The sequence below is a fragment of the Methanosarcina sp. UBA5 genome (assembly GCF_002505485.1).
In the GTDB taxonomy this organism is placed as follows: Archaea; Halobacteriota; Methanosarcinia; order Methanosarcinales; family Methanosarcinaceae; genus Methanosarcina.
Map to the genome: position 1 here is coordinate 1 of NZ_DAVG01000034.1, position 13,142 is coordinate 13,142.

8 protein-coding genes and 1 pseudogene are annotated in these 13,142 nt (G+C 40.2%); 3 read left to right on the top strand and 6 right to left on the bottom strand.

All coding sequences use genetic code 11. The annotated features are described in order from the left end of the window. Window positions 1–220, bottom strand: a pseudogene (locus tag BP621_RS03315) (tRNA 4-thiouridine(8) synthase ThiI); the annotation flags it as partial. 206 nt (window positions 221–426) lie between these two features. Next, window positions 427–3,849, bottom strand: a complete 3,423-nt coding sequence (locus BP621_RS03320; protein WP_292387943.1) for a tetratricopeptide repeat protein — start codon at window positions 3,847–3,849, stop codon at window positions 427–429. A 477-nt stretch (window positions 3,850–4,326) separates the two neighbouring features. On the opposite strand from BP621_RS03320, the gene BP621_RS03325 reads away from it, so the two are divergent. After that, window positions 4,327–5,127, top strand: coding sequence for an HD domain-containing protein (locus BP621_RS03325; RefSeq protein WP_292387944.1), 801 nt, complete (start codon window positions 4,327–4,329; stop codon window positions 5,125–5,127). 166 nt (window positions 5,128–5,293) lie between these two features. On the opposite strand, the gene BP621_RS03330 is transcribed toward BP621_RS03325, so the two are convergent. Both BP621_RS03330 and BP621_RS03335 read right to left on the bottom strand, forming a co-directional pair. After that, the gene (locus BP621_RS03330) at window positions 5,294–5,500 is read right to left on the bottom strand and encodes a hypothetical protein (protein WP_292387945.1); all 207 of its coding nucleotides are present in this window, start codon (window positions 5,498–5,500) and stop codon (window positions 5,294–5,296) included. 152 nt (window positions 5,501–5,652) lie between these two features. After that, on the bottom strand, window positions 5,653–6,402 hold the full coding sequence (locus BP621_RS03335) for a Nif3-like dinuclear metal center hexameric protein (RefSeq protein ID WP_292387946.1): 750 nt from the start codon (window positions 6,400–6,402) through the stop codon (window positions 5,653–5,655). 536 nt (window positions 6,403–6,938) lie between these two features. Here BP621_RS03335 and BP621_RS03340 point away from each other — a divergent pair. Together BP621_RS03340 and BP621_RS03345 are read left to right on the top strand one after the other, a co-directional pair. Beyond that, window positions 6,939–8,534 (top strand): BatD family protein, encoded by a 1,596-nt coding sequence (locus BP621_RS03340; RefSeq protein ID WP_292387947.1) that lies wholly within the window; start codon window positions 6,939–6,941, stop codon window positions 8,532–8,534. 118 nt (window positions 8,535–8,652) lie between these two features. Next, entirely contained in the window at window positions 8,653–8,808 is a 156-nt protein-coding gene (locus tag BP621_RS03345; RefSeq protein WP_292387948.1) for a hypothetical protein, read from the top strand. Window positions 8,809–9,288: 480 nt separating this feature from the next. Here BP621_RS03345 and BP621_RS03350 read toward each other — a convergent pair whose 3' ends face one another. Both BP621_RS03350 and BP621_RS03355 read right to left on the bottom strand, forming a co-directional pair. Continuing rightward, a complete protein-coding gene (locus tag BP621_RS03350) occupies window positions 9,289–9,720 on the bottom strand; it encodes a response regulator (protein WP_292387949.1) in 432 nt (143 codons plus the stop codon). 37 nt (window positions 9,721–9,757) lie between these two features. After that, entirely contained in the window at window positions 9,758–12,943 is a 3,186-nt protein-coding gene (locus BP621_RS03355; protein ID WP_292387950.1) for a PAS domain-containing protein, read from the bottom strand. Between the last annotated feature and the right edge of the window lie 199 nt (window positions 12,944–13,142).

The following is a 13,142-nucleotide window of genomic DNA, read 5'->3' on the forward strand; positions in this document are numbered from 1 at the left end:
GAATTTTCTCATACCAGTTTCGGACTCCGGTACTTTTAAGGGCAAGTTCACCATACCGAACTATTACTACATTAGATGGAATTTCAGACCTCAAAGAAGAGGAGTCAGAACCAGGGTTATCTGGATTTTCGAGATACCTTTTCGATGTATGCTTGTTTTCTCTCAAGATATGGGCATCAGCCTTAAGATTTGCTTCGGTCTTACTGGAATTGTCTGTCATGGATGCTTACGGTTAGGATGGCATGAAGTTTAAAACTTTCAGGATAAAGAATTTTAACTATAAAAGAATGAGAGTTAATAATCCCAACGAAAAAAAATCAATAAGTGAAGGTAGCAGCATAAAAACTGATAAAAGCAAATCTTACCGGTATGCAATTAATGCATACCGGAAAAGGCTTCTAGGTTTCAATTTCCGGAATTTTAGCTTTAGCTGGGCTCCTGAATATTCCGTTCTTCACTGCTATTTGAGCTCCCCTCATCAGGCTCGGGAACATACCAGTAATCTGTATTCTCACTTTCCTGTCCCTGATCAAGCCCCAGAGTATAATTAATGCTATTATTTTCTGGGATGTCAGAAGGTTCAATTATCGTTCCTGATTGAGAAGGCTCAGTCGTATTTATACTTACATTTCCTGATACATTTTCTGAAACATTTTCTGATACGTTTTCTGATACGTTTTCTCCTCCGTACCATCTTGAAGGCAGGGAGTAATTCAAAGTGCTATTATAATATTCAGGAAGGAAGAACTTAGTTCCTCTTTTCTGCAGAGCATCCACAAAACCAGGATCGACTTCATCGAGTTTTTCCTTGCATACAGCAGCCTCATCCAATTTCTTTAGAGTATAAAGGGCAAACCGTTTGTTGTAAAGAGCCGAAGACGAGTTAGGGTTAATTTCAAGGGCTTTGTCATAACATAAAACTGCTTCTTCAGTTTCTCCCATCATGTTGTGGATGTATCCCTTGTTATACCAGGCTGTAATACAATCAGGTTTAAGCTGTACTGTTTTGTTGAAACAATTAAGGGCCGCTTTATTGCTGCTTATCGTGAGATAAGTGCAGCCTTGGAGATACCAGGCTGTAGCATTATCTGGGTTGTATTCCAGAGCCTTATTGTAACAGTCAATTGCTTGCTGGTATTTTTCCAGCTTGTAGAGTGCAAAGCCTTTATTATTGTAGGCATCCACATTGCCTGGATTCAGCTCAAGAATTCTGTCGTAACAGCCTACTGCTCCCTCAAAGTTTCCGCTATTCTCCAGGGCTTTTCCCTGTTTGTAAATTGTCTCCTTGTTGTCCGGTGAGATTTCAATCATTCTCTCATAGCATGCAGCAGTTTCCTGATACCTGCCAAGCGACTCAAGTAAAGAGGCTTTCTCAGCCAGGACCTGGGAATTTTCAGGCTGAAGCTCAATTATTCTATCGTAATCTACCAGCGCGTCATCGGATTTATTGGATTTCGACAGAGCAAGAGCCCGACTTCTGAGAGCCTCAAGGTTTTCAGGCTCAGAGTTAAGAAGCGTAGTGTAACAGGAAATTGCCTCGTCATACCTGCTTAGATTCGAGAGGGCAAGACCTTTCCCAAAGAGGGCCTCTGAGTTGCTGGAGTTTAGAGCAAGCATCTGGTCATAATAACTGACTGCTTCTTCAAGCTTTCCAAGATCACCTACAGTAGAGGCTATCCCATAAAGAGCCGTACTTGACTGTGGGTCAAGGTCAAGGGCTTTCTTATAGCATTCCAGAGCTTCCTCATTTCTGTCTAACCTGTCGAGTATCGAGCCTTTTTCATACCAGGCCTCAGCACGTGCAGGATTAATTGCAAGCACCATATCATAAGAGGTAAGAGCATCGTCATACATTCCTAGTTTGCTGTAGATCAAGGCCTTCCCATACCATGCCGCATCGTAATTGATCTCGGGGCTAAACAGGTTCAGATCTTCGGAAGGCTCAGCGCGGTCTTCTGAACTCGCGTCTTCATAGTTCAGAAGATAAACCCAAAAACCTCCAGAAAGCACCTGGGCAGGATTGGCATCTGCACTATTGTTTTTAACGTGTTCTGATACTGGAATTTCTGTTGAGTTCTGTTCCATGCTTTTGTTCAACTTAAAACGTGCAGCGGAATATTTTGGATCGATCAGGAGAGTCTGGTTATAGCATTCTGAGGCTTCTTCATGCTTTCCGAGTTCATCAAGAACAAGCCCTTTATTATACCAGGCAACAGCGTTGCTGGGCACAGCCCCAATGACTTTGTTGTAACACGTGAGCGAGCTCTCGTATTCTCCAAGTTTCGCCAGGGCAAAAGCTTTACCAGACCAGGCAAGTGTATAGTTTTCGTCAATCTCGAGAGCTTTATCATAGCTTTCTACTGCATCTTTGTAGTCTTTGATTTTTGAAGAGTCAAAGCCTTTCTGGTACCAGACTTTAGCATACCCGGAATCCAGTTTCAGGGCTCGTTCATAGCATTCAATCGCCTCTTTATATCTGCCAAGCCTTTCAAGGTCTAGGCCCTTCATATACCAGACGACAGCATGTCCGGACTCAGTTTCAAGGACTTTATCATAGCACTCAAGCGCAGATTCGTATTTTTCAAGCTTATCAAAAGACAGGGCTTTCTCATACCAGATCTTAACTGTGGGGGACTTAAATTCTGGATTTTCGGGGTAAGACAAAAGTGCAGATTCGTGAACACTTAGCTGCTCGAGTGAATCACTGACGATTTCCTCAGCCTGAATCCCTGTATCCGGGTTAAGTGCCTTATCATAGCACGCTATTGCAGCATCGTATTGGCCGGTTTTATTAAGCAGAGATCCTTTATTGTACCATACCTCGGAATTACCAGGATTGTAGACCAGAACCTCATCATAGCACTGAAGAGCTTCGTCATTTCTCCCAAGCTTTTCAAGGCATACACCCTTTCTCTGTAAAACATCAAGATTTTCAGGCTCTGACATAAGAACAAACTCGTAGCAAGTAAGCGCCTCCTCATAATTTCCCATTTTTTCAAGGTTGATTCCTTTATTATGCCAGGCATTTACCATATCTGGGTTAAAAGATATTGCTTTGTCATAACAGTCTATGGCAGTTTTGTAATCCTCGAACTTATCAAGAACTACTCCTTTCTGATACCAGAGTTCAGCATTGTCAGGAGTAATATTAAGAGCTATGTCAAAGCATTTAATTGCCTCAGGATACCGCTCAAGTCCGAGGTAAGCCATTCCCTGCATATGCAGAGAGCTGGAAGAATTGGAATTCAATTCAATAGATTTATCATAAGAATCCAGAGTTTCCTGACCAAGCCCCAGTTGCTCAGAAGCAAGAGCTTTTTGATACCACACTGTGGAAAGATAGGTATCGGCAGCAAAGCTTTTATCATAGCAGTTGATGGCTTCAACATATTTTTTTAGCTCAAGCTGTTTGTTACCCTTATCATACCAGTTTTCGGAAGAAACAGGAAAGGTCAAAAGAGCCTTCTCATAACAGTTAACTGCTTCGTCATTCTTTCTCAGTTCGGCCAGAGAACGCCCTTTTCCGTACCAGGCCAATGAGGAATTCGAGTCGATCTTAAGTGCATCGTTAAAGCAGTTTATAGAAGGCTGATATTTTTTAAGGGAGTATAATGTATTTCCCTTATCAATCAGGCCTTCTACAGAAGCTGGGCTCTGTGCCATTATCTCAGAAAGATCAGGAGTGACTTCAGTCTTTTCATTAACATTAGTCTTTTCATTATTTTCTACAATCAGTTCCTGACCTGTAATAGCTCCTGCCACAGGTAAAAAACCTGAAAAGAAATATAACATCAAAGCAAGGAGGATATAAGAACTAACAATCAAATTATTTTTTCTAACTGAGCTCATTAAATACCCCGGTTTATTCTAATGAGTTCTTACGGAGACTTTTCACAAAGAGTCTCACATTATCATTATATTCACTATTCTATACTGTTTATATACTGCGTAAGCGCGAACAATTAATGAATAAAAGTAACTAAATAAAATCTTTTTGCTTCCATTCTAAATAATTTGTTCAGTTTGTGAATTCAGTCTCATTCATTCGAATATAATTTTGTGAGTTATTCCATATAAAATTTATGCAGTTTAAAAAGACCCCTTGGATTGTTATTCTATTTAACTCAACAGTATATTATTGTTACAGAAATAATAAATCGTAAAACAAAAACATTCTGACAGTATAATAGAGTTAATGATAGAAATAGAGCTAATGATAAAAGAATAAAGTTAATACTAAAAAATAGAGTTAAGGATCGAAGTATAGCCTCAAATCCTCTATGGATATGCGAAAATATTATACATTGAAACTCCTATTGCAAAAGTATGCAGAAGGAAGATTTGGATTTCTTCAAAAAATGGTTTCTGGATTACGTAGACAGATTCACCTCTCCTGAAGTCTTTATCCAGGAAAATATTAAGCTGAAAATCGAACATACGTCAAGAGTATGTGAAAATATCCTTTTACTTGCTAAAGCGGAAGAAGTTGGGGAGGAAAGTTGCAGGCTCGCCGAAACAATTGCTTTATTTCACGATCTGGGTCGGTTTGAACAGTTTATGAAATACGGGACGTTTAAAGATTCGGAATCTGAAAATCATGCTCTGCTTGGGGTAAAAATCCTGGAAAATACTGTAATTCTTTCCCGTTTGCCCCTTAGGGAGAAAGATTTAATCCTGAAAGCTGTGGAATATCATAATCTCATGGAAATTCCCGAATGCTCAGAAAACTCCAGGGAATTAGTTTTTTATTCAAAATTAATCCGGGACGCAGATAAGCTGGATATCCTGAAGATTGTAAGCGAAGATTACGAGAAAGAGAAAAAATTCAGGAACCCGGCTCTTGAATTCGATATGCCCGATACGCCTGGATGCTCGGAAAAGGTAGTTATGGATATCCTGAATAATAGGATGGCAAAGCTTACAGACACCAGAAACCTGAATGATGTTAAACTCCTTCGCCTGAGCTGGATTTTTGACATTAGTTTTCCTGCGACTCTTGCCCTCCTCAAAGAACGAGGCTATCTCGATACAATTCTGTACTCAATGCCAGAAACCGAAGAAGTGCAGATGGTACGCGAACATCTTGAGAGCTGTTTGAATACAGTTGAAACCGAATATCGAATATAAACCATAAAAACGAATGCCAGCTAAGCCAATAAATCCAAAAGAGTAAAGATTAGGTTAAACTGAAACATTAATAAACCGTTAGATAAACTGAAACAAAAACAGGAAGAAAGCGATATACAAAAATCATAAAAATGATTTATTCGAAAAAAGGAGTTAACTAATGAGCTCATTCCATATATCTTCTACGATATTCATTGCCTAGACTGCGCCGGTAATCCGAACGAATCTGGTTTCTTGATTGTTCTTCAAGCATTGATTCCAAGGAATCCTCTTCAAGTTCTTCCTGTCTATTTTGATCCTTTTCCCTTATTTCCTGTCTATTTAGACTCCTTTTCCCTGTCTCTTGTCTACTTTTATCCTTTTCCTTTCTCATATTAAAATCATCCCTGCGTTCACCGAGATTAAAACATGTTTTGCTGTTATCTACATTTTCACGTAAACTTATTTTCGAAGATCTTAATTATAGTATTATTTTAATAAGAGTATTTCAGCCCTTCTTCTTTTGGCCAGAATCCGGGAAAATATTCAGGACTTATCGATTGCTTTAAGTCCAGATGGCTGTTCAATAAATTCCACTTCAAGACCGGGAATTTCGCGCAGTTTGGAGCATAAAGCCTCCGTACCAGGATTTTCCGTGGCATAGTGAGTGGCGTCAATCAGGCAGAGATCTTCATACTCGCGGAGAATATTATGCTTAAGTTCGGAAGATATGAAAGCATTAACTTTATTTGCCCTCGCAATTTCAAGGAATTCAGTCGCAAAGCCACTGCCTCCGACGACCATTACTCTCTTTATCCCCTCTTTTTCTCCAGCATACATGACAGGAGTTTGCAGGGTCTCCGAAACATGAGACGCCAGTTCAGCCGAAGTACAGGGTTCAATCTCTCCTATCCTGCCAAATTCCACAATTTTGATATTCTTTAGCCCGAGTCTTGCAGCAAGCACGTCATTAACGCCTCCTTTGGCCCTATCATAGTTTGTGTGCATGCTGTAAAGGGATATCCCGTTATCAAGGGCAATCCTGAGGGATTCAGCCAGGGATTTTGATACTTTATTTATCGGATGGAAGATAAGGGTGTGGTGGGTAACCAGAAGATTTGCTCTCATTTCAGCAGCTTTCTTAAGCACATAAGAACTGGCATCGAGCGCAACTGCAATTCTTTCTATATTGTTTTCCAGGTTGAGAATTAGCCCGATCCTGCCTTCGTCAAAGTCTTCAGCAAGTTCAGGCGGCGCTATTTCTTCGAGAATTTCTACGACCTTCATAAGTTCCATGAAAAAACCTCCGATATCCGGAAGGAACTGCTACTTTCTTATTCGATTTGGAGACTTCCGAGACTCTCTTTCCTGATCCTGTCAGGGACATGCAGCCTTAAAAAGAAAACGACTCTCATATAAGAAGTTTATTAGATATGGCAACAGTACAAAAAATTAAAATACCTAATGTCAAGATAATTTATAGAGTTTAGACAAACTTCTTATTAAAACGATCTTAATACTACAAGTGTAGACCTAACCAGTGTAGACAAACAAATTACAGAATTTTAAACTATCTTGGACTTCGATAAGAAAGCCATGAAATTAGAGTTAATAAAGCAACATTGAGTTAGAAAAACATAAATCATAGGGGAGTGCTGGGGCGAAACCAATGCATCGAATAGTAAAATACGGCTGGTATCAATCGTAAATAAACAGTTAGTAATTATATATTTCATATATATTTTTAAAGAGCCGTAGCGATTACAGCAGCTCAAAATGCATGCTTCCAGTGCGCAGATTCGGTATAATAATCAAAATCAGGGAAGGTAATTATGGCTAAGAAGCTTGCACTGATTGCATTACTTGCCGTTTTCTTCATTTCAGCCTTTTCAATGGCCGCTCTTGCGGAAGAAGACGTCGAATGGGTAGAGAAACAGGATGGAACAACACTGTACTGGGGGGATACAGTAACAGTCGACGGCTATGTTATAAAGGCAGAAGATTTCAATGATGACAAACAGGTGTTTGTTTCAATCTCAAAGGACGGGGAAAAACTGAAGACTTCTCCTCTTTCCGCAGGTTTGGAAGTCGTATATAACGACAGGATAAAGGTTTATGCCCAGGAAGTAGACCCGAATTATGAAACTATCAAGAAAGATGGAAAGGAGTTCAAGACAGGAAACTGGAACCCTTATGCGAAACTGGATATTCTCATAAAAGGAGAGCCAGGATTTGACATAGACGTTGAAACTAAAAAAGATACATATGATTCGAAATCTACTGGAGACAGTGCAATCGATGTATCGATAAAAATTAAAAATGACGGAGAAGCAAAATCAGAAGATGCCGTTCTAACCATAGACACAGCTGGAATGGAGGTGCTTAAAGGAAAAACGAAATACACGCTTGGGGAGGTCCTTAAAGACGAGACTCTTGAACCTGTGAACCTTACATTAAAAGCTCCTAAGCCATGGGAAGACACTGATCTTAATATAACTGCAAAAATTACATGCGAGGATGTAAGGGATAAGAAGTACGAAGACATAGGCTTCAAAGTCATAAAAATAGAAAAAAAATGGGGCCTTGTTATTTCAAAGGTTATTACAAGAGATAACCACATGGGAAAACCTATTTATGTCTCGGTCAATGTCCGGAACGAGGGGCTCTGCGACATAGATGATATCGAACTTAAGGATTCGATCGCTCCTGAAACACACCTTCAGAAAGACGCGGTGCTCGAGAAGACCCTTTCCCTTAAATCCGGAGAACTAGCTGAAAAAGTTTTTGTGTACACCCTGATTCCTGACAAGCCTGGAGAGTTCACCTTCCCAAAAACAATGGCTACCTTTACCCTGCCCAATGGGCAGAATGGGGAAGCTGGTTCTAATAATTCGGAAAAGGTAAAAATTTACGGGCCTGAAATCTCAATTACAAAAACCATTGACAGGCAGCAACTGAACTCCGGAGAAAAACTGACTGTAACGCTAACTGTGAAAAACACCGGAAACATTGATTCAAGTGTGACCGTAACCGACACCGTACCTCCGGAAGCTAAGCTAATAAGTGGGGAAACCAGTTTCAAGCAGATTCTTGGAAGTAATGGCGATTCAAAAACAGTAACCTATATCCTGCAAATGCATAGAGAAGGGGAAATTCATCTGCCTGCATGCAAAGCAAGTTTCCTTGACCTTGATGAATACTCAGGAGAGGTTATTTCGGACACTCCCGTTGTTTACGTAGGAGTACCGATTTCTCTTGAAGGAAGCAGCGAGCAGCCTGAAGGAAAAACGGGCTCCAATCAGGAAAAAAATGAATCCTCAGTTATGGCGCAAAATGAAGAGTCTGAAGATACTCCCGGGTTCGGCCCTTACCTTGTTATAACAAGCCTTCTTGCAGTTACTTGCCTCCTGAGAAGTAAGAAAGCCTGAGAACCTGATGAATATCTCTCCTAAATCACCGCCCTAGTTCCGCAAGCCTTTTGAGAAAAGGCTTAAGCGCAAACCTTTTGAGAAAAGGTTTGATCGAAAACCATAGCAACGTTTGAGTTTGAGGCCTTATCCCCAACCTTCGACCCGGCGTGATCACAACCCTTTTGAAAAAAGGCTTGACCGAAAATGTTGCAATGAAAAACTTACCCCGAGCAGCGGCGTGATCAGCCGGCGCAACGGTTGCAGCCCAACGGTTGCATGTCAAGAAAGCTGATCTAGAGAACGAAAGATTGTTTTAACTCACTCAAGTGAACTATTAAAATTATAGATCTAATTTTCTGTACCATCGCTGAGGTAGATAGTATTGAATAACAAGGGAGTTTATACAATATTCAAACTCGAGACTCCCTCCAGTAACCGTTCTAGATAACGCATATTCTAAAAATGAGTGGCATACTTCAGCTTTCAGTAGGTCTCATTGATTCAAAACTGAGGTGAATAAGATATTTTTAGTGAATTAAATCGTTTTGATAAAATAATACATATAGTTTCAATGTTGCAGGTGAATCAAAATTGTATTTTTATCTTATATAGAGGGTTTAGAGAGTTATTTAACCAGTGGCTGAGATTATTCTCTCTGCTTATTTCTTCGCTCTCAATTTTACTTTTTCGGGTTTTCAAATTCTCTGTATCCAGTAAGGATACCTCAAAGTTTTTATAGAGTTGTGACCGGCTACAATCTGTAGTAAAAAATTTACTCAGGAGTTTTTTCATTTTTATTTTCGGCTTCTTTTCCAGCTTCTTTTTTCTCGGTCCTGTACTTGTGAAGCGCCATTTCTATATTGCTGTGCAGATCTTCTTCCTTAAAGGGTTTTGAGATATATCCTGCAGGCTCTGTCGTTTTTGCCCTCTCAAGAGTTTCGTCATCAGTATAGGCGGTAAGATATAGTACTGGAATCCGGAGCCGATTTTTAATTTCACGGGCAGCCTCAATTCCATCCATTTCCCCTTTTAACATAATATCCATCAAAACAAGGTCTGCGTTCGTCAACTCGGCTTTCCTTATGGCTTCCTCTCCTGTAGAGGCGGTGCCCGGCACAGTATAACCAAGATTTTTCAATTTGTTTCGAATATTAAGAGCCACGATATTCTGGTCTTCGACAACCAGAATTTTTGCTTTTTTCATTGTATCTCCCCTTGATATCGGATAAGCCTCCGGATAATCAGTTGTTTTCCCTAAATAATATTTTGAAGGTAGTCTCTGTACCTTTTTGAAGTTCGATTGTACCCTCCAGTTGTTCAACAAGAATGTTTACAAGCTGTAGACCCAGAGAACCAGTATTCCTGAAATCAAGGTCTTCCGGAAAACCCAACCCATTGTCCGAAACTACCAGCGAATATTGACTACTTTTATTAACTGAGCTCTTTGTACCAATATTATTGGTGCTATTACTTATACTTTTATTCTTTACATTCTCTTCAGCCTTGCAGAGTTTTATTCGGATTTCTCCTTTTCTACCCTGAGGAAAGGCGTGCTTCAAAGAATTGGATATGAGCTCATTAATTATTATTCCGAGAGGAGTTGCCGTGTCCATTCCGAGAAAAATCTCTTCAATATCCAGGCACATTTTGATATCTTCTTTCCTGATATTGTATGAGCGAAGGAGATCTGAGGTCAGTTTTTGAAGGTATTCCGAGAAATTAAAGATTTCGTTATTTCTTGACCTGTACAGTTCTTCATGGATTATAGCCATTGTGGCGACCCGATTCTGGCTTTCACGGAAAGCTTCAAGGACTTCCTTTTCGCTGAATCTTTCAGCCTGGAGTTCCAGCAGGCTGGAAATAACCTGGAGGTTATTCTTTATGCGGTGATGGATTTCTTTTTTACGGATTTCTTCCATTTTCTTCAGAGACTCTTCGGCTTCTTTTTGCCCAGTTATATCGTAAACTGCACCATGCAGGATTCTTTTCTTGTCTGTAGGATCCGAAATATTCTGGACAATCTCACGAACCCATTTTATTTTTCCGTCCCTGTGCCTTATACGATATTCGTGCTCTATAAAAAGTAGTGGATCATTCTTCAATCTTTCATTATTATTAACAAGTTTCTTCCAGTCTTCAGGAAGAACAATCTGGTGCCAGTTTACTTTCCCGGAGATGAAGTCTTCTTCCCGGTATCCTGTAATTTCCTCCACACTTCCTTCCAAAAGAATGAGTTTGAAATCCAGATCTCCCTGGAAGGCTATTCCCCTGAAGTTCTTCATAAAGGACCTATACCGCTCTTCACTTTCTTTCAGTTTTTTCGATGCAAGTTTTAGCCCTGTAATATCTTTCATTACCCCGATATCCCTGTAAGAGTGTCCCTGTTCATCTTTCAGGAAAATTCCGCTGTCTTCCACATACAGATAACTTCCGTCTTTCCTTCTGAACCTGTACTCAGTGCTGAATCTCTCTCCACTCTCCCTGTACTGTTCAAGTTTTTCAATAATCTTTTTGCGGTTATCAGGATGAATATTTACTTCCCAGTCGTTCCTGTTAAAATTTTGGAATTCTTCCAGACTATACTGGGTAAGCTCTTTAATTGCTCCGGCCCATTCGATTTTACCTGTGAGCCTGTCATAATGATATACTATCTGGCCTGTCTGTTCAGCAGCAATCCGGTATCTTTCTTCGCTTCTCTCAAGGCTTTCCTGGATTAGTTTCAGTTTGGTTATATCTTTCATTACACCAATCAGTCTATATGCGCTCCCTTCCTCGTCCCTAAGAAGTACTCCCCTGTCTTCTACATAAATATAATTTCCGTCCTTTCTTCTGAACCTGAATTCTTCCCTTAGCCTCCCCCCTCTTTCAAAAAAAAGCCTTACTTTTTCTATCACTTTTTCGCGGTCATCAGGATGAATATGCTCTAGCCAGATTTCAGGACTGATTTTCTGGAATTCATCAAAGTTGTAGCCGGTAAGCTCTGTAATAGCTCCCGCCCAATCGACTTCCTGTTTTTTTGTATTATAGTCATACACAATCTGGCCTGTCTGCTCGGCAGCAATCCGGTATCTTTCTTCGCTTTTCCTGAAGGTCTTTTCAGCCGCTTTACGTAGGGTTATATCAAGCATTACCCCGACAACTCCGGCTACCTCTGCTGAGCTGTCCTGGTAGGTAGCTTTATGGAAAAGGAAATCCCTCTGTACTCCGTCGGCACAGATAACCTTGGTTTCGTAATAGTTGCTTCCCTCTTTTTCAATAAGGCTCCTGTCATCCTTATGATATATTTCTGCAAGCTCTTTTGGAACTCTTTTCTGAAACTCTCGGAAAGAAACCCCTATAACCTCTTCTTTAGGAAGCCCCAAGATCTGCCTGGCAAAACTCTCATTACAGTTTACATATATTTCATTCAAATCCCTCTGGAAAACAGGGCTTGGAATATTATCAAGCAGGGTTTCCAGAAACTGCACATTATTCTGAAGCTTGTTCTCAATTTTTCTTCTTTCCATTATTTCATGTACAAGTTTCTCATTTGTTTCCTTGTACTCCAGTTTTCTTCTTTCGGCAAGCTCTTCTAGCTCCTGCTGATGAATCCGAAATTCTTCCTCGGCGTGCAGTCGTTCTATGATCTCAGACAACAAAAAAGCGGCAGAGTTAAGGAAATGTATATCATTTTCATTAAATTTTCTTTTTTCTCCACTGTAAACTTCCATTATCCCAAAAGGCTTATTCATATCTCCGATCAGGACTGTCACTCCACTGGCTATACCGTACTGCCTGAGAAACTCACTGCACTCAAAGCGGGTTTCGGTTTCAGGATATTTCATGATAATTGGTCTTCTCAAAACAAGGGTATGTTCGGCCTGAGAATTCTCTTTTGTGATAGTTCTTTTTGTAGTGCCAGCGTTTCCTGTAAGCCCTTTTTCCCAGCCATATCCCGCCCTCATTATAAATGTTCCATCGGGCATGAGTTCCATAATCCTGGAAAATTCTGTGCTAAGGCCCTTAGCGATTAGCATGGCACTTTCTTCCAGAATCGCCTGAAAATTTTTGCATGTTAAGGGCATCCTGCTCAGGGTGCTCAGGGTGCTCAGGGTAAGGTATTGTTTTTCCCTTATGGGAGTTTTTTCTTCGGTAAGCATTCCGAAACTTATATCAAACCCTTCAAGGTTTACATATTCCTTTTCCGGAAAAGGGTAGAGTACTACAGCATACGTTGCTTTTCCTGCCTGAATTTCAAGATTTTTTGGGTCTTCCTGTGTGAGGACTCTTCTTAAACTGTGTCTTAATGCCTGAGGAACCTTCTCTCCTTCTTTTATACCCCAGTATTCGAGAAGAGCACCGGCTGCCCTGTTGGCACAGAGAACTGTTCCTTCCGTTCCTAATCTCAGGAAAATGCTGGGAATTTCTGGAGAAAGCTTCTCTGTCATTTTTTCAAATATTTCTAGTATTTTTTCTGCTTTCTCTAGTAGATCACTACTTTTAATAACTTCCAGTCCTCCATTTTTTAATTTACATATTTGCCAGTTTACAGGAAAGGGCATCAATATCTTGGTTGAGTTCCAGGCTAAAAATTTCTTTTGGGGATTTTCCTATTTTTACGTCCTTTATTCCTTTAATCCAACGTTT